Consider the following 16,215-nt stretch of genomic DNA (forward strand, 5'->3'; position numbering starts at 1 on the left):
TGTTTTATTGTTTCATTGCATAAGAGCATGAGTCCTGCGATAGGACTCGCCCTCGAACCTGAGCATCCTGCCGTGATGCACGGTCCGGTCGATGATCGCCGCGGCCATGTTCGGATCCCCGAACACCCGGCCCCACCCGCTGAACTCGATGTTCGTGGTGTAAACGATGGATTGCATCTCGTACGCGTTGGTGATGACCTGGAACAACAACCGGCTGCCTTCCTCGTCGATCGGCACGTAGCCCAACTCGTCGATGATCAACAGGCGGGCCTTGCCGATGGACGCGATTTCCCTGTCGAGTTTGCCTTCCGTGCTGGCGTGCAACAAGCGCATGACCAGGCCAGCGGCGGTGAAGAACCGTACCGTCATGCCTTCCAGGCAGGCCTTCCTTCCCAACGCCATCGCCAGATGGGTTTTGCCCGTGCCGGGAGGTCCGAACATGACCACATCCTCCGGACGGCTCGCGAACTCCAATGATTCAAGCGACCGCCTGCCCCAATCCACCGGAAAACGAATGTTCTCCCAGTCATAGCCGTCCAATGTCTTGACGGCCGGGAAACCGGCCTGCTTGAGCAGCCGGGATCGTTTCGATCGTTCCCTGGACTCGATCTCCGCGTTCATCCATTGGTCCATGAACTCCATTTGCGACGGGGTCGCGGTTTCGAGCTGGTCGGCGAGCACTTGCCTGGTCAACGGCAGTCGGCGCGCCAATCGCATGATCGTTTCCATTTTCCTGTTCGTGGACGCGCGGCGTCGGGTGGCGTCCGGCGCGGGGTTCTGGATCCGGCTCATCGGTCCTTCCCTCCTTCCCGCTCCTTGAGCGTATCGCCATCGCCTGTTTTCATGAAGTCGTCGTACACGCTCAGGTCGGGCGCGGGAACATCGGCCGGCGCCTCGCCGGACGCTATCCGTCTGGCCATGATGCTCAGGGCTGCCTCGTCGATCGGTCTGCCCTGGCCGATGATGTGTTCCGCGGCTTTGCAGGCCACGTCGAAACCGCAAGCGGCACCCACGCGCTCCAACAAGCGGAACGTGGCCTTGCGCCGGGCGGAGTCCTGCGCGTCGATCAGGGTTCTCAGGCCCTCGGGAAAATCACCGCGCACGGGTGATTCGCCCCACGCGCGTGGCTTGCGCGCCAATGCCGGCAGCAGCGACGACGGGCTACGCACCGTACCGGCCTGCTCGCCATAAGCCCTGGGCAGCGAGGCCACCTTGCGGCCGTCGCGGGTACGGATCTCCACGTCGAACGCGCGCAATCCCACCAATAGCGGCCAGCTACGCCAGGCCGGGCCCGCGAGGTAACGATACGAACCGACCTGTATGACACCTTCCTTGTCGGCGCGCCGTTCCTGCCAATCGACCGCGTCGAAGCGCACGCGCGGCAATGGCCGCATGCCCGCCCGGTCCTCTTCGAACAAGTCGTTCACGCTTTCATCAGCCCGGTAATGCTTGTCGTTGCCGAGTTCGTCACACCGCGACAGCAGATGCTTGCTTAACTGCGCATAGGACTCGACGTTCAACAACGGGACCATGAGGTTGCGGCGCAGGAACCCGACCGCGTTCTCCACGCTGCCTTTCTCCCAACCGCTCCTGGGATTGCAGAACCTGGCCTCGATCCGGTAATGCTCCAGGAACAACTGGAAGAGCCCGACGATCGTGATCTTGTCCCAAGCGGTCCGGTGCGCGGCCCCTGTGGCGTTATCCATCACCAACACCATCGGAACCAGGCCGATATGCTCGAAGATCTCGACCAATCCCTCGCACACGCATTGCGCGTTCTCGCCAGGCAACGCGACCACGTAACGCTTGTTCGAATACGGAAACGACGCCACCAGGCAATGCACCTTGGTTTTCACGCCCGCCAGCACCACCACGGCCTCGCCGAAATCGACCTGCATGACCCCGGGCCGCCATTCCAGCTCCATGAACCCGTCACAGGCGGGACGATGTTCTTGACGCCATTGCTTCACGTAACGCTGCACCGCGGAATACGAGCCGGTGAACCCTTTCTCCGTGACGAGTCTGTCGTACACGCGTTTGGCGGTATGGCGCTGCTTGCGGGGCATGAACCGGTCCGCTTGCAACCACTCGTCGATCACGGGCGTGAACCCGTCGAGTTTCCTCGGCCGCGTGGTCGATGGTTTGGGTTTGGGCGAGCAATCCTCCATCAAGGCGTATTTCCTGACCGTGTCCCTGGACACGTTCAAATCACGGGCGATGGCTCGCCATGGCGTTCCCTGCTGGTCAAGGAGCCTGATACGTTGTTGAACCGACACCGGTATGGTCATTCCTTTCCTTTCCCGAGAACCGTCAATGGTTGTTTTTTCAACTCGGGAAACTAATCGATAACGACAGACCGGTGTCACTTGTTTTCCATCAACGATGAAATGGACTAATTCCTACCGCTCTTTCGGACTAAAAACCAAACGCTCAACCGGTCTTAAAACCATTGAACATAAACAAACTGACCCGGCTTGCAGTCGTATTGGTCGCCGTTATTTTCTTCCCAACTGTAGTGGGTGCTTCCGGTGGAGCCCGAGGAAGATGCCCCGGGCGAGCCGCCACTCGGTGTGGACGTGTTGCCGGAATAACCGTTGCCGGTGTAGCCGGTGTGGCCTGAACCGGACGAGGGCCATGACTGCCGCGCCTGCGCCTGCCGCGCGGCAGCCGCGGCCTCCTGTTCGGCCCTGGCCTTCGCCTCCGCGTCGGCCTTCTCCTTCGCCGCCTTCGATTCGTTGACCTCCTTCACGGCCTTCGCGATGGCGTCCGCGTCGCGTTTTCTGATGGCGTCCATCAGGCTTGCGCGGGTCTTGTCGTCCGCCACCCTGCCGTCCGTCTCCTTGTACAGCGTGTTCGCGTCGTCCACGGTCTTGTCGAGTTTGGACGTTTCGACCGCGTTCACCAGCCCGTTCAGGGACTTCGTGTGGGCCTTGTACCATGATGCGTTCGCGGTGACGCCCTTCGTGGCATCCTGCACGCCGGGCCTCGAATCCGCTTTGCAGGACACGGTCTTCGGCGTGGACGCCTTCATGGCCTTGGACAGGACGTCAAGGGTCTTCGCGTCCTTCACGCTTTTCACGTCGGTCTTCGCCATGCTGGCGGCCTTGCCGTTCAATAGCGCGTCGTACGCGGTCGTCGCGACGCGGAGACGTTCGCTCTCGGCCGCGCAGTCCGCCCTGGCCTCGGCCATGAGGCGGTCCTCGTGCGTCCTCCAGGCGATGCCTCCCGCCGCAAGCAGCGCGAGTGCGGCGACGGTGATGACGACGATCCTTCCGCGATGCGGCTTCTTCTTCTCCGCGGGCCCGGTCGGAAGTTCGATGGTCTCGTCTTCGATGGCCTTTTCTTTCTCTGTCATTTGTTCTCCTTTCATGGGTTCACAGCTTATTTCAAGCCCAGGTACGTTTCGAGGGCGGCATCGACCACTTCCTGGATGCGCATGTCATGCTCGGCGGCCCAGGCCTTGAGCCGGCGTCGGGTCGAGGCGCGAAGGCTCACGCTGGTCTTCACCCAGGCCTCCGCGTCGTTCGGTTTCACGGCCCTCCGGTTTTTCGGTATCTCGGTATCCACCGATTCCGGTCTTCCGGTATCCGTCCTCACGCGTCTAAGTGTTGTCGTTATGGATGTTGCAACGCTTAGACGCGTGAGGTCCGTTCCGTTTGATGCCGTTCTTCACCGGTTTTGGTTTTTCAATATTTCGGTATTTCGGTTTTGTGGGTATGCCTATCCGGCCTGGTTCCGTTCCCTTCCGTCGTCTTCGAGCTCCTCCAGTCTTCTCCGGAGTCCGGCGACGGCCTGCCGCAGCTGGTCGATTTCCTCCTCCTTCCGGGCTATCTGCGCCTTGATGCCGGCCGGCTCCTCGGCGGGGAGGTATTCGAGCGCCAGACGTTCGGCGACGTCGCGACGATGTTCATGATCCAGGGCCGAACGCCGCGCCATGAAACGGGCCGCCGCGCAGATCTACGACAGGGACGATGTACATGCCGGTATCGGAAGAGGTGGCTACGGCCCTTGACGCGGACCGGGACGAACGGCATGACGCCTGACACGACATGCGTGAGGAGCGGAATCAGGCGCGGCTCTGTCTAAGGGCCGTCGGTTTTGCTAGAATGCAAGGAGAAAAGGAGGCACGATGTTCGGAACGATATCTGAATCCGAGATGCGCCGCCGCACGGAGAACGTCGGACTGTCGGTGCAGTCCGTGCGGCTGGAAGGCGGCGACGTGACGAGGGCCTTCATGCGCGATGCCGGAGAATATGCGCGGGGAACAATCGATGGCACCGAACTTCTTGCCCGCACCCGTCGCCGTTACGGACTGGAGTGATGATGGCGCGTGTCTTCGATCCCTACCTGATTCCGGGAACGAACGTGCTGCGGAACCTTGTGGGCGCCACGGACGAGGATGCGTTGGCGGCTGCGGAGAACGATCTCTGCTCCGCCCGTGCCGCCATTCTGAGAGAGAACCTCCCTCCTGCGGAAGGGACGCTGGAACAGCTTCGCCGCATACACCGGTTCCTCTTCCGGGACGTGTACGACTGGGCGGGGGAGGTGCGAACCATCGACATGGGCAAGGGCGAGGGGCTTCCCTTCCAGCCATTGGAGCTGTTCAGCATAGGGGTTCGCTACTCCGAGGAGGTGCTTCGCGGTGACGATCTTCTCAAAGGTCTCGGCCATGACGAATTCGTAAAGCGTCTGAGCGTCAGCTACAACAACTTCAACATCCTTCACCCGTTCCGTGAGGGCAACGGACGGACGCAACGCATTTTCTGGGAGATCATCGCGCGCGAGGCCGGCTGGCATTTCGACTGGGGACTCATCGACAAAAGGACGAACGATCAAGCCTCGATCGTGGGGATGCAGCGAAACGACCTGCGTCCTCTCGAGGATATGTTCAGAAGAATCGTCAAGCCGTTGTCAGAACCGTTGACCATGTCGAATGACCTGGCCCATCTTGGTGAATATGCGCAACCGGCGAACACGGCATACGACATGTCTCTCGCGCAGCGCCGTCACGTGTATGAGCATTACTCCTACCAACGCACCGTCGTCTCCCCGGGGCAAGGAAAGCCGGAACGCGGGCACAGGGCAAGATGACTTTCGGATGCGTCGGACCAGGATCCATTACCTTGGTATCTGGTTTTCGGTATTTTGTTCTTTCAGCATTCCGGTATTTCGTTTTTTCGGTATTCACCGTTTCCGGTATCCGGTCGGGTGAGGGCATTGGCTCGCGGCCAGCCGTGGGTTGTCTCACGCGTCTAAGTGTTGCGGCGGCAGATGCCGCAACGCTTAGACGTGAGGTCCGTTCCGTTTGATGCCGTTCTTCACCGGTTTTGGTTTTTCAATATTTCGGTATTTCGGTTTTGTGGGTATGCCTATCCGGCCTGGTTCCGTTCCCTTCCGTCGTCTTCGAGCTCCTCCAGTCTTCTCCGGAGTCCGGCGACGGCCTGCCGCAGCTGGTCGATTTCCTCCTCCTTCCGGGCTATCTGCGCCTTGATGCCGGCCGGCTCCCCGGCGGGGAGGTATTCGAGCGCCAGACGTTCGGCGACGTCGCGCCTGTGTCTCGGCACCACGCGTTGGTAGCATCGGACGGCCACGTCGACGTCCACATGGCCGAGCTCGTCCATGGTCTCGCGCAGCGTGCCGCCCTGGATCATGAACATCGTCGCGTGCGTCGCGCGCAGGGAGTGGAACGTCACGTCCTCGCGGTTGATTCTTTTCCTCGCGGTGCGGAACTGCCGTTGGATCGTCGTCGGGTTCAGGACCCGTTCCGGGTGCCTGATCGCGTGGAAGAGCATCGTGTCGGGATCCCTGTCGGGACAGAACCTGTCGATATGTTCCCTGATGAGACGGCAGACCGGTGCGGGGATGGGTACGACTCGGTGGCTTTCCGGGGTCTTCGTCTCGTCGAGCCGGTATTCGCCCAGATCGTCCGGACCCTGCGTCACGGAGTGCCGCACGTACAGCAGCCTGTGGTCGAGGTCGATGTCCCTGAGTTGCAGTCCGCAGACCTCTCCGATGCGCAGCCCGCCCACCAGCAGCGCGAGATGGATCGACAGGCGGTAGTATTCCGGGAAGCCCTCGACCAGCGTGTCGATCTCCTGTTTGGTCATCGGCGCCTGCTCGCGTCTTTTGGACGGTCTCTTCCTCGTGACGAGGTTGCATGGATTCGAGGGCAGCAGCGGCGGACCTCCGTCCGGTTGCCGCTCGGTCGCGGCCCTCATCACGCGCTTGAGCAGCCAGACCGCGTGCTCAAGCGCGGAGGGACGCACCTCGTCGCACGCCTTCGCATACCATTCGTTGACGAATTCCTCCGTGATGTCGCACATGGGCGTCTCGCCGAACCAGGGGAGCAGTTTGTCCAACGCCGCCTTCTGGATCCGCTTGCTTCTTCCGCTCAGCTCCGATCCGTCCTTCTTCCGCAGGTCGGCGACGAAACGCGTCGCGTATGAGGAGAACAGGACCCTGCCGTGCATCGTCCTCGCCGACGGGTGCGTCCACCTGCGGATTCCCTTTTTATGGTCGATGACGAGCGCGTGCTCCTCGTCGAGCCAGCGGTACGCCTCGGTCTGGAATTCCAATCCGAACCGGCGGTAGATTCTTTGCCTGGGATTGACGGGACTCTGGTATCGGGCCTGCCAGGAGACGATCCTTCCGTCTGCGTCTTTGCAGGCGACGACGCATCCCCATTTTCGTCTTTTCCTGTCTCCGTTGGACATCGGTTGTTTTGTCTTTCTCTACTTCTTGAAAAACCATTAGAAGAAAGAGTAATTGCCTACGCCGGTGATTTTGAATAAGGTGCCACCCTGCGGCCTCGGGGATTCTATTTTTCGGGAAAACCGGGATTGTTCAGAGTGGTTTTGATTGGAATCTCAACGATCTTCAGTGACCTGTTTCCTGGTGTCGCATCCCAGAGAAGAAGCATCATGCGCATGTCACCTTCGGAGGTGCGCATGATGATGGCAGTCATGGTCCCAAGTGTCTCATGGGCTTGAGACCGGGCATTGCTGTTTGATTGCGGGGAATGGCGCACGGGCCCGTGGACTGGCCACGGCCGGTAGCCGGGCCGCCGAGCTGCAACGCGGAACGTCATACGAATTGGTTCACTATGATCAGCGCACCGGCAGCGACAGCCATGAGCGGCTCCTGCTCTGTATTTTGATGCTCCTATACATTGTCAAGCGTTTGGACCCGTTGTTTGAGTTCGGGCAGGTTCCGTGCTCCGCGTTCGACTTCGTTGATGCGGCTTGACGGCACGTACAGCGCCTCGCCGACCTGCTGTTGAAGAAGGAGCTCGTGTAACCGGAACCGCTACACCACGATCGAGCGACTGAGGCGCGACCTCAACGACTACGTGTGGTAATTCGACGACCAGCGGCTCCGTTCCATCCTCGGATACCGGAGTGCGAAGGAATTCATCGAACGAGGATCGTCCTCTAAGGACCTATCCAACACGCTGTTGCCAATCCGATTGGCGTCATGGAGTTATAATTTTTCTGTGATTTAGGTATGTAATGTAGCCATAATCATAAGTTGTGAACGTCTTACTCGCGTATGTTCGTAGACACTGAAAGTCAACGGACATACTTATCCCAGTCCCTACGTGAACCAACTCCCGGGGAGATCAACATGACTCGATTCCGCAATACATACACAACCCTCACAACCTTCGTGTCGGCCGCTGTTCTCCTTATCTCGACCACTGTGCCGGCATCCGCATCGCCCATGGCAAGTGATCCATTGTCTTCGTCCACCACAACAGCCGTGCGCGCACAGGTAACAGCCCTTGGTGCAAATCGTACCTACACTTACGTTCCGGCCAATAACACAAGCGTCGGCGACCCCATCGCCACAGCCTACTGGACTCCAGAACGCATGAAGAGTGCCATTCCCGCTGATACACCAACAAGCACGGCCGAGGTAAACCGACAGATTGGCGAGCTCGAACAACCGGCTTTGGCAGACGAACCAGTTACTGACGGATCGTCCCCCGTGACGGCAATCTTGAACGCAATCACGCCACAGGCTGTGACGCCAGTCACGAATTTCTCAAAGACCAACGGAAAAGTTTTCTTCCGCAATCAGACCGACGGCAAGGATTACGTATGCTCTGGAGCCTCCGTCAATAGCCGTTCCAAACGTCTGGTCGTTACTGCTGGCCATTGTGTCCATGGCGGCCCAGGAAAAGATTGGCATACCAATTGGATATTCGCACCGGGTTACAGCAACGGTGCCACGTATGGCACTTACCAAGCTGCCACGCTCCGAACGCTCAATGACTGGATCAACTATGGTGAATCCGGGCGAGGATTCAATTCAGACGTTGCCTTTGTTACCACCTATAGTGGCAGCACTTCCGGGGATACTGTTGTAAACGCGGTTGGTGGTCACGGGTTTAGGTGGGGCGGAGGTACTGGTTTCGACGTCAGTATTTTCGGCTATCCAACGAACCTCAGCGGAGGCCAAAGCATGTGGGCCTGCTGGGGCTCTAGTCAAACTGGTTGGAATGGCCTTTACAAGTTCAACCATATTACTGGTTGCGATTTCGGCGGTGGTTCGTCCGGTGGACCTTGGCTCGACGAATACAGCAATACCACTGGTCTCGGATATGTACGCAGCGTAACCTCGAACGGCCCCGCAGACAATTCCTATCTTCGAGGCCCATACTTCGACAGCCGCGTCAACGACTTGTTCGTTGCAGCAAACAAGGACTGGTGAAACAACATCATGGCCAGTTGGATTCGCTTCCGCAGCCGTTTTGTTGCTGCGCTTCTGGTATTTGCTTTGACCAGTATCACGGTAATGGGATGCGCAACTAACGGGAGCGAATCCAGCCCCAGCTCACCAGGTACAGATGCAGGATACGATTCCGCAGCAAAGGCACCGGAGCAATCCTCCAACGACGTACAGCAACGAACCGACCTCAGCAACGAACATATATCCTCATGGAACCGATACGAAGTGGTCTCGGACACCTCCGTGCGCATTTTCTTCTCCATGGGAAATCCCAAATGTCATGGTGTACGGGCCACCGTCGACGAAGACTCCTCCGCAGTGCTAATCACCCTCTACGAAGGAACACTCCCCAACGCGCCAACCGAATGCGCCGCGATCGCAGTCAATGCATCCCTTCTGCTTACCACACGCAATCCCATCGGAACCCGTTCCGTCATTACCGGATAAATAGTCCAGACCTTTGGAGCTAAACACGTAATTCCACCGGCGTCGCCATACACATGCTTGAGACCGGTAAATTAGTGCAGCCCAAACAACCACGTAGATCGTTCGGGCATTAATCGAAATCAAACAACGGTATGTCGCCGCCGAACCGTCCGTGATCCTCGCGGTTTCTTTCATCGAACCGGCGTGCCGGACACCATCCACGAACGGCCACGTCGAGCAGATGGTTCTGCGCGACGGAGACATTGAAGGCCTCGTGCCCGGCGTGCCTGTTGTCCGACACGGAGACGTACTGCTGGGCGAATGCTTTTGGGCATCGCCCATGCTGAACATCATGAAACCACAAGGCGGATCGTTCTTTTTCCGTGCCGGTCGGCGAAGACGTTGAGCGCCGGCAGGACGGTGGAATGTCACCGGATTGTTCTCGCGTGCCTGTAGATGCCTCGGCGAAAACGAGGCTGATCGGCAGGCCTCCCAAAAAACGAAAACCTTGGAACAAAGCCGAAAACGACCACGTGCGATTATCATGCGAGGCACGCATGATAATCGTACTCATAGCGGTCAAGTCCTGCAGAACGCCCCGACGCGGCCGGCAGCATCGCCGCGCCCGTAAGCGGGGCACGTCACCGTCAGCGCGCGTACACCGTGGGAGAGCTGCTCAGACGCGACATCGCCGACTGGGGGATGTCATGGACACGCCCCAGAACGGCGTCCAACGTCGACGAGACGGCATGCGGCGCCCGGCGATCGCTGCAATCCGTCCAGGAGGGTCGTTCCATCGGGGACGTCATGGCCGTCCGACCATCCGCGCCGGCCTCCATGTCATACTCCCGGCGACCGTATCGCCAGAGAGTCGCATTGCTGTTGCGAACCACCCGCGCCAAAGCCGGGCGACGTCTACGCTGAAGGAAGAACATGCCTGCCTCGATCCCGTATGGGCGCCGTACCTCTGATGTCCGGCGCCGGTCGATATTCATCGTGTCACCATAGGCGATCCCGCCAATCGATGACACTATCGATTACACACCGGATCGTGCCGTCATGCCCTCGTCCGAAAGGGTGATTTTCCGCACGCCCGTCATCCCCGGGGCCGTCCGGCATTGCAAAGGTCACGCGGAACCGGCAGCGGACGGGCGGAAGACTTAGACGATCGCTGGAACGAACCCGGCTACTGCATCTTGCGCAGGCGTGGCACGGCGGAATCCTTCGCGCCGGTGACGCGGTACACGTCGAACACGCCGTCGATCTTGCGCACGGCAGCGAGCAGACGGTTCAGATGCTGCGGGTCGGCCATCTCGAAGCTGAACTGGCTGATCGCTACGCGATCGGAGCCGGTCGCCTGGGAGCCGGACAGGATGTTCACGCCGTGGTCGGCCAGCACACGGGTCACATCGGATAGCAGATGCTGGCGGTCCAGCGCCTCGACCTGAATCCTGACCATGAACAGGCCCTTGGTGCTGGTCCATGCCACATCCACGACGCGCTCGGGCTGACGTCGCTGCAGGTCGATCATGTTCTGACAGTCGGCGCGGTGCACCGACACGCCCTGATTGCGCGTGATGAAGCCGACGATCCTGTCGCCGGGAACCGGCATGCAGCAGCGCGCCAGCTTGACCCACACATCGTCTACGCCCTTGACGGACACGCCGAGGGAGCCGGTCTTCTTCTTGGCGTTCTCGACCGCGCGCAGCGGCAGCGCCTCCTGCTCAACCTCCTCATCGACCTCGTCGCTGCCCGCGTCCTTGACCAGATGCGCGATGACGTTCTGCGTGGAGATCTGCCCGTCGCCGATCGCCGCGAACACGGCGTCGGGGTTGGGGAAATTCAGCTCGTCGGCGACGCCGACCAGCGCCTGGGTGGTCAGCGGCGTGCCGATCGGCAGGTTACGCTTGCGCATCGCGCGGGTCAGCTCGTCGCGGCCCTCCTCGATGGCCTCGGTGCGGCGCTCCTTGGAGAACCACTGGCGGATCTTGTTGCGGGCCTTGGGGCTCTTGACGAAGCTCAGCCAGTCGCGGGAGGGGCCGGCGTTGTCGGATTTCGAGGTCAGCACCTCGACGGTGTCGCCGTTCTCAAGCTTGGTGTCGAGCGGCACCAGACGGCCGTTGACGCGCGCGCCCATCGTCCTGTGCCCGACTTCGGTGTGCACGGCGTAGGCGAAGTCCACCGGCGTGGCATTGGCCGGCAGCGAGACGATCTTGCCCTTCGGGGTGAACACGTAGACCTCGGCCGCGCCCAGATCCTCCTTGAGCGAGCCAAGGAACTCGTTCGAGTCCGGGGTCTCGCTGGTCCAATCGGCGAGCTGCTGGATCCATTTGAGGTTGTCGGTCTCGCTCAGCTCCTGGTTGTCGTCGGAACCGCGCTTGAGATCGGATTTGTCGGGCGCGCTCAGGGCGCGGCCTGCCTGCCCGTTCTCCTTGTACTTCCAGTGCGCGGCGATGCCGAATTCCGCGCGCCGGTGCATGTCCCAGGTGCGGATCTGGATCTCGACCGGCTTGCCGCCCGGCCCCACGACCGTCGTGTGCAACGACTGGTACATGTTGAGCTTGGGCATGGCGATGTAATCCTTGAAGCGCCCGGGCACGGGGCTCCAACGCGCGTGCACGGCGCCGAGCGCCGCATAGCAGTCGCGGATCGTGTCGACGATGATGCGCACGCCGACCAGATCGTAGATGTTGGCGAAATCATGGCCCCGCACGATCATCTTCTGATAGATCGAGAAGTAGTCCTTCGGGCGGCCGGTCACGTACGCCTTGATGTGCTGCGCGTCAAGATCCTCGTTGATCTCGGCGAGGATCTGCGCGAGATACACGTCGCGCTGGCCGGCACGCCGCGCGACCAGCACCACGATCTCGTTGTAGATCTTCGGGTACAGCACCTTGAAGCTCAGTTCCTCAAGCTCGGTCTTGATGGCGTTCATACCGAGCCTGTTGGCGAGCGGCGCGTACACGTCAAGGGTTTCGCGCGCCTTCTTCTGGGCGCTGGACGACTTGACGTACCGCCATGTGCGGGCATTGTGGACACGGTCGGACAACTTGACGACGAGCACGCGCACGTCGCGGCTCATCGCGACGACCATCTTGCGGATGGTCTCGGCCTGAGCGGAATCGCCGTATTCCATCTTGGAGAGCTTGGTGACACCGTCCACCAGACCGGTCACCGTGTCGCCGAATTCCGCGCGGCACTCGTCCAGCGTGTAGTCGGTGTCCTCGACGGTGTCGTGCAGCAGACCGGCGGCGACCACCAGCGGCCCCATGCCCAGGTCGGCGAGAATCTGCGCCACCGCAAGCGGGTGGATGATGTACGGCTCGCCGGATTTGCGGCGCTGTGAGGAATGCTGGATGACCGCCCGACGATAGGCACGCTCCAGAATGCTCAGATCCTCGTCGGGGTGATGGTTCCGGCACGCTTGCATGATCGGCAGCAGCGGGTTCAGCGGGTCGTCGCTGATCTCGCAGCCGAGCATGCGGGCGGCATTATGCTCGGCTTCATCGTTGGCCATGTCTGCCTCCCTCTCAGGTATTTGGTATCACATCCTACCCGCCGCGAATGAAAAAGCATACGCGGCATCTTCCGCCGTGAACGGTCTCCCGCATGCCTTGGCTTGCGGGCCGTGACGGCCGTGTTCGCACCGTCGGCCAGGATCGTCCGTCAGGATGACACGCCGGTGGAGCCGAAACCGCGTTCCGCACGGTCGGAACCCGGCAGGGTGCTCGCCGGGACGAACTTCGCCTCGACGTAACGCTGGATGACCAGCTGCGCGATGCGGTCTCCGCGATGGAACTCCATCGTATGCTCCGGATCGAGGTTGATCAGAGGGACCTTCACTTCGCCGCGGTACCCGGCGTCGATGGTGCCGGGCGCGTTCAGCACGGTCACGCCGTACTTGACGGCGAGTCCGGACCTCGGATGCACCAGCGCCACGTATCCGGCGGGCAGGGCGATCGCCATGCCGGTCGGCACCAGGGCGCGCTGGAACGGCTTGAGCGTCACGTCCTCGGCGGCGACCAGGTCGGCGCCCGCGTCTCCGGCGTGGGCGTACCGCAGCTCGACCGGATGGCCGGGATCAAGCGATTTGACCAGGACCTCGGTGTATTCGGGCTCGTCATATGTCTCGTCGAACGCCATCAGGCCGCGCATTCCTCGCACACCGGCTGGCCGTCGTCGGTGACGTATGCCAGCTGGCTGCGATGTTTGACCAGGAAGCACTCCGAGCAGATGAACTCGTCGTTCTGCATGGGGATGACAGTCACGGAGGCGTCCTCGTTGCTCAGATCGGCACCGGGCAGTTCGTAATCCTCGGCGATGGCGTTCTCGTCGTCGTCCATATCGGTTGAAGAGCTGCGCGAGCCCTTGCCCAACTCCTGCAGCGATTCCTCATCCTCGTCCTTATTGCGGGGGGAATCATAATCCTGAGCCATCTGAATCCTTTCATCATGGTGGCACGTTCTGCGCCATAGAATACATGACTTTTACTCGGCATAGGATACACGATTTGAAATACTCGTAAAATACGACACGTGGGGCACAATAGAAGAAGTTGTAATTTTCTGAGGAAAGTGGTGTGAACATGCCTGAGAACCCGCTCACACAAGCCCGGTTCGACCACGTCGACGACGCGGGTCGTCTCGTGTTCGCGTCAGGCGACGAGCGTTTCTTCGTCGATGTGGACGAAACGCTGGAACGCGCCATTCTGGAAGCGAAGCAGATCCGCGAGGAGTCCCGGTCGGCTCCCAGCGCATCCAGCTCGGCTACGCTACCGATCTCGCAGATTCAGGCGCTTATCCGGGCCGGCGCGGATCCCGCGCGGGTGGCGGAACGATACCGTCTCAGCGAGGCGCTGGTGCGGCGTTTCTCGTCCGCCGTCGAGGTCGAGAAGCAGTACGCCATCGAGCAGTTCCTCACCGTGCCGGCCCCCAAGGAGAGCCGTGGGCGGACCACCGCCGACGTGGTGGAACGCGCGCTGGCGCTGTCCGGCATCGGCATGGAATCGGTGACGTGGAAGGCGACACGCCGGGGACTCGAACCGTGGAAGATCACCGCGACGTTCGACGCCGCGGGGCGCACCGCCAGGGCGGAATGGTCCTGGAACATGCACGACAACGCGGTGGCATGTCTGAACTCCACGGCGAAGAAGCTGCTGGGAACGGCGACAGGCGCGCGCGGCGACGGGACCGAGGGCACGCCCTCCGAGATGCTGCCCGCGACGCTGCCCGGGGATTCGGTACGCTCGGCGAGGATAGAGCGCACCGTGTCGGCGTGGAACACCCCTGCCCCGACACTGCCTGCGGCGCGCCCCGAAGCGCGGATGCCACGTTCGGCGTCCCCGTTGGACGTGCGCACCGAGCCTGCGCCATCCGAGGAAGGCCCCTCAATCGACATCCCGCGCACCGGCGCGCTTCCGGCGAAGGCCGGCGAGGCCGCGCTCGGCGCCGCCGAGTCGAAACTGCCGCGGCCGACACCGGATTCGGACGCGTCCGCTTCCGCGGCTCAGACGGCACCCGAGATCGAATCCGAATCCGGCAAGACGTCTGCCGAACGCTCCGACCGGCAGACGCCGCCTGCGAAACGCCGTTCGGGTCGCTCCGCCGTGCCCAGCTGGGACGAGATTCTCTTCGGCGAGTAGGATCGTCTGGCCCGCCGTCGCTGTCCAGCGAGACACGTCAATCCTTTTTTACGGAAAAACGCGACAGGCCGTCCGGATAATGAGACATCGGCGTGACACGTTCGGCATCGCAACGGTCACGCCACGTCAATCAGGCAGGGAATGTCCATTTCCAGCGCCGTCTGCGAGCCATGCACACCCGGCAGATGCGTCGCCTTGTCGGTCTGGATGCGCGAATCCACGAAGGTCGCCCTCCCGGCCGCCGATACCAGCACGTCACCGAGCATCGGCCTGACACGCGGCTCGACGACACCGAACATGCCCTGATCGATCGCCTCATCCCGGGTACGCACCAGGGCGGCGTCACCCAGCCGATCGCGCCATCGACGCGCGATGTCATTCGGGTCGCAATCCGGCTCGGCATACAGCATCAGAGACCTGGGCTCCCCGCCGACCAGGGCCACGCCCCGGGCGAGCTCGGGATTCTCGGCGATATCGACGCGCTGGTCCGGATCCGAACCGACCATGCCATGATCAGCCACGATGACGATGAGCGTGCCCCTCGGCGCAAGCCTGTGCAATTGCGCCAGCTGTTCGTCAACCCGCTCGAACACGGCCGTCCACTGCTCGGACTCCCAGCCGTAGGCGTGCCCCACCTTGTCGGCGTCGCGGATGTATAGGTACGTCAGCCCCGGCGTCTTCGAGGCCTCGCACGCGGCCCTCACGCGGCCGAGCGGCCGCATATCGCCCTTGTAGTCCGCACCGCGCAACGCGGCCTTCGTCAGCGGGGAGTCGGCGAACTTCGGCAGTCCGCAGCTGGTGACCCGCACGCCGGCGGCCCGCAGGGTCTCGAACACCGTGGGCTCCCTCTGCAGGTCCAGAGGCGCGATCGCGTTGTCGAACTGGATCAGCTGCGACAGCTCCCCCGTTTGGGTGTTGCGCTGCGTGTAGCCCGCCATCCCCGTCAGGCCCGGGCACGTGCCGGTGCCGAAAGCCGCCATCGCGGCGACGGTGGTGCTCGGCGCGCATGTGGCGATGGGCCTGTCGTTGGACTCGTCGCGCAGCAATGCGCGCAGATACGGACTGTGTCCGACGCGCATCCGAAGGTTCCAGTAGCCAAGGCCGTCAACCAGCGCCACGATCACGCTGTCGGCCTTGGGAACCCCCAGGGCGACGCGCAAGGCCTCTGGATCATGGTGGATCCGCGTGGCGACCGGATGCCCTATCGCCGCGCTGACCGCCGGCAGCACGGCGGACAGGTGCAGCGCCCCGCCGCGTACGGCGTCGCGCCGCCAGTCGCCATACCGAACGGTCGGTATCGTCTGCAGCAATTCGTCCATGCTCGCGATTTCAGCGTTCATGTTTTCCATTCAAGCACCGTCCGTCGGAAAAGGACACGGCTGGGCGGGATTCTTGGCATGATTGTTCGCTATCATGGA

At 61.5% G+C, this 16,215-nt stretch carries 18 protein-coding genes and 1 pseudogene; 6 read left to right on the plus strand and 13 right to left on the minus strand.

The features are described from left to right. Nucleotides 1–12: 12 nt before the first annotated feature. The 5 genes from istB to MMB49_RS06380 form a co-directional block, all read right to left on the minus strand. Nucleotides 13–792, minus strand: a complete 780-nt coding sequence (gene istB / locus MMB49_RS06360; protein WP_015439062.1) for an IS21-like element helper ATPase IstB — start codon at nt 790–792, stop codon at nt 13–15. Beyond that, a complete protein-coding gene (istA, locus tag MMB49_RS06365) occupies nt 789–2,288 on the minus strand; it encodes an IS21 family transposase (protein ID WP_047271245.1) in 1,500 nt (499 codons plus the stop codon). The genes istB and istA overlap by 4 nt, the downstream gene beginning before the upstream one ends. A gap of 152 nt (nt 2,289–2,440) precedes the next feature. Next, nucleotides 2,441–3,355, minus strand: coding sequence for a colicin transporter (locus MMB49_RS06370; protein WP_116453805.1), 915 nt, complete (start codon nt 3,353–3,355; stop codon nt 2,441–2,443). A gap of 26 nt (nt 3,356–3,381) precedes the next feature. Next, entirely contained in the window at nt 3,382–3,618 is a 237-nt protein-coding gene (locus tag MMB49_RS06375; RefSeq protein ID WP_047270561.1) for a hypothetical protein, read from the minus strand. 102 nt (nt 3,619–3,720) lie between these two features. Further along, complete coding sequence (locus MMB49_RS06380; RefSeq protein WP_003820304.1) at nt 3,721–3,936, minus strand: hypothetical protein; 216 nt, start codon at nt 3,934–3,936, stop codon at nt 3,721–3,723. Nucleotides 3,937–4,129: 193 nt separating this feature from the next. Between MMB49_RS06380 and MMB49_RS06385 the strand changes: the two genes are divergently transcribed. Continuing rightward, complete coding sequence (locus MMB49_RS06385; RefSeq protein WP_003820306.1) at nt 4,130–4,321, plus strand: antitoxin VbhA family protein; 192 nt, start codon at nt 4,130–4,132, stop codon at nt 4,319–4,321. 2 nt (nt 4,322–4,323) lie between these two features. Further along, nucleotides 4,324–5,091, plus strand: a complete 768-nt coding sequence (locus tag MMB49_RS06390) for a Fic/DOC family protein (protein WP_047270563.1) — start codon at nt 4,324–4,326, stop codon at nt 5,089–5,091. A gap of 278 nt (nt 5,092–5,369) precedes the next feature. Here MMB49_RS06390 and MMB49_RS06395 read toward each other — a convergent pair whose 3' ends face one another. Together MMB49_RS06395 and MMB49_RS06400 are read right to left on the minus strand one after the other, a co-directional pair. Next, nucleotides 5,370–6,713: a tyrosine-type recombinase/integrase gene (locus MMB49_RS06395; RefSeq protein ID WP_047270565.1), complete on the minus strand. Its 1,344-nt coding sequence runs from the start codon at nt 6,711–6,713 to the stop codon at nt 5,370–5,372. 104 nt (nt 6,714–6,817) lie between these two features. After that, nucleotides 6,818–6,964 carry a hypothetical protein gene (locus MMB49_RS06400; protein WP_192829140.1) on the minus strand — a complete coding sequence of 49 codons (147 nt, stop codon included), beginning with the start codon at nt 6,962–6,964 and terminating at the stop codon, nt 6,818–6,820. Nucleotides 6,965–7,271: 307 nt separating this feature from the next. Here MMB49_RS06400 and MMB49_RS06405 point away from each other — a divergent pair. From MMB49_RS06405 to MMB49_RS06415, 3 genes and pseudogenes are all read left to right on the plus strand, one after another. Next, a pseudogene (locus MMB49_RS06405) lies at nt 7,272–7,496 on the plus strand (hypothetical protein); the annotation flags it as partial. A gap of 127 nt (nt 7,497–7,623) precedes the next feature. Beyond that, the gene (locus MMB49_RS06410; protein ID WP_047270569.1) at nt 7,624–8,712 is read left to right on the plus strand and encodes a peptidase; all 1,089 of its coding nucleotides are present in this window, start codon (nt 7,624–7,626) and stop codon (nt 8,710–8,712) included. Between the two features lie 9 nt (nt 8,713–8,721). Then, nucleotides 8,722–9,177 (plus strand): hypothetical protein, encoded by a 456-nt coding sequence (locus tag MMB49_RS06415; RefSeq protein WP_192829141.1) that lies wholly within the window; start codon nt 8,722–8,724, stop codon nt 9,175–9,177. Nucleotides 9,178–9,286: 109 nt separating this feature from the next. Here the strand turns inward: MMB49_RS06415 and MMB49_RS06420 are convergent, their stop codons facing one another. The 5 genes from MMB49_RS06420 to MMB49_RS06435 all read right to left on the minus strand — a co-directional run bounded on the left by MMB49_RS06420 (nt 9,287) and on the right by MMB49_RS06435 (nt 13,592). Beyond that, a complete protein-coding gene (locus tag MMB49_RS06420) occupies nt 9,287–9,730 on the minus strand; it encodes a hypothetical protein (RefSeq protein ID WP_229941001.1) in 444 nt (147 codons plus the stop codon). 73 nt (nt 9,731–9,803) lie between these two features. Then, nucleotides 9,804–10,091: a hypothetical protein gene (locus MMB49_RS09670; protein WP_047270573.1), complete on the minus strand. Its 288-nt coding sequence runs from the start codon at nt 10,089–10,091 to the stop codon at nt 9,804–9,806. Nucleotides 10,092–10,342: 251 nt separating this feature from the next. Next, nucleotides 10,343–12,673 carry a RelA/SpoT family protein gene (locus MMB49_RS06425; RefSeq protein ID WP_047270575.1) on the minus strand — a complete coding sequence of 777 codons (2,331 nt, stop codon included), beginning with the start codon at nt 12,671–12,673 and terminating at the stop codon, nt 10,343–10,345. Between the two features lie 149 nt (nt 12,674–12,822). Continuing rightward, nucleotides 12,823–13,299 (minus strand): dUTP diphosphatase, encoded by a 477-nt coding sequence (gene dut, locus MMB49_RS06430; protein ID WP_003816978.1) that lies wholly within the window; start codon nt 13,297–13,299, stop codon nt 12,823–12,825. Beyond that, nucleotides 13,299–13,592 (minus strand): DUF4193 domain-containing protein, encoded by a 294-nt coding sequence (locus tag MMB49_RS06435; protein ID WP_003813752.1) that lies wholly within the window; start codon nt 13,590–13,592, stop codon nt 13,299–13,301. The genes dut and MMB49_RS06435 overlap by 1 nt, the downstream gene beginning before the upstream one ends. A 149-nt stretch (nt 13,593–13,741) precedes the next feature. Between MMB49_RS06435 and sepH the strand changes: the two genes are divergently transcribed. Next, nucleotides 13,742–14,797, plus strand: a complete 1,056-nt coding sequence (sepH, locus tag MMB49_RS06440; RefSeq protein ID WP_047270912.1) for a septation protein SepH — start codon at nt 13,742–13,744, stop codon at nt 14,795–14,797. A 116-nt stretch (nt 14,798–14,913) separates the two neighbouring features. On the opposite strand, the gene MMB49_RS06445 is transcribed toward sepH, so the two are convergent. Then, on the minus strand, nt 14,914–16,137 hold the full coding sequence (locus MMB49_RS06445; RefSeq protein ID WP_047270577.1) for an alkaline phosphatase family protein: 1,224 nt from the start codon (nt 16,135–16,137) through the stop codon (nt 14,914–14,916). Nucleotides 16,138–16,215 lie beyond the last annotated feature (78 nt).

This window comes from Bifidobacterium sp. SKU (assembly GCF_026016405.1).
Lineage (GTDB): Bacteria > Actinomycetota > Actinomycetes > Actinomycetales > Bifidobacteriaceae > Bifidobacterium > Bifidobacterium bifidum.

Excerpts from the sequence above, each read along its gene's own strand:
- istB (WP_015439062.1), bottom strand. The coding sequence starts at position 792 with ATGAGCCGGATCCAGAACCCCGCGCCGGACGCCACCCGACGCCGCGCG.
- istA (WP_047271245.1), bottom strand. The coding sequence starts at position 2,288 with ATGACCATACCGGTGTCGGTTCAACAACGTATCAGGCTCCTTGACCAG.
- MMB49_RS06370 (WP_116453805.1), bottom strand. The coding sequence starts at position 3,355 with ATGACAGAGAAAGAAAAGGCCATCGAAGACGAGACCATCGAACTTCCG.
- MMB49_RS06380 (WP_003820304.1), bottom strand. The coding sequence starts at position 3,936 with ATGGCGCGGCGTTCGGCCCTGGATCATGAACATCGTCGCGACGTCGCC.
- MMB49_RS06385 (WP_003820306.1), top strand. The coding sequence starts at position 4,130 with ATGTTCGGAACGATATCTGAATCCGAGATGCGCCGCCGCACGGAGAAC.
- MMB49_RS06390 (WP_047270563.1), top strand. The coding sequence starts at position 4,324 with ATGGCGCGTGTCTTCGATCCCTACCTGATTCCGGGAACGAACGTGCTG.
- MMB49_RS06395 (WP_047270565.1), bottom strand. The coding sequence starts at position 6,713 with ATGTCCAACGGAGACAGGAAAAGACGAAAATGGGGATGCGTCGTCGCC.
- MMB49_RS06400 (WP_192829140.1), bottom strand. The coding sequence starts at position 6,964 with ATGACTGCCATCATCATGCGCACCTCCGAAGGTGACATGCGCATGATG.
- MMB49_RS06410 (WP_047270569.1), top strand. The coding sequence starts at position 7,624 with ATGACTCGATTCCGCAATACATACACAACCCTCACAACCTTCGTGTCG.
- MMB49_RS06415 (WP_192829141.1), top strand. The coding sequence starts at position 8,722 with ATGGCCAGTTGGATTCGCTTCCGCAGCCGTTTTGTTGCTGCGCTTCTG.
- MMB49_RS06420 (WP_229941001.1), bottom strand. The coding sequence starts at position 9,730 with ATGAGTACGATTATCATGCGTGCCTCGCATGATAATCGCACGTGGTCG.
- MMB49_RS09670 (WP_047270573.1), bottom strand. The coding sequence starts at position 10,091 with ATGTTCTTCCTTCAGCGTAGACGTCGCCCGGCTTTGGCGCGGGTGGTT.
- MMB49_RS06425 (WP_047270575.1), bottom strand. The coding sequence starts at position 12,673 with ATGGCCAACGATGAAGCCGAGCATAATGCCGCCCGCATGCTCGGCTGC.
- dut (WP_003816978.1), bottom strand. The coding sequence starts at position 13,299 with ATGGCGTTCGACGAGACATATGACGAGCCCGAATACACCGAGGTCCTG.
- MMB49_RS06435 (WP_003813752.1), bottom strand. The coding sequence starts at position 13,592 with ATGGCTCAGGATTATGATTCCCCCCGCAATAAGGACGAGGATGAGGAA.
- sepH (WP_047270912.1), top strand. The coding sequence starts at position 13,742 with ATGCCTGAGAACCCGCTCACACAAGCCCGGTTCGACCACGTCGACGAC.
- MMB49_RS06445 (WP_047270577.1), bottom strand. The coding sequence starts at position 16,137 with ATGAACGCTGAAATCGCGAGCATGGACGAATTGCTGCAGACGATACCG.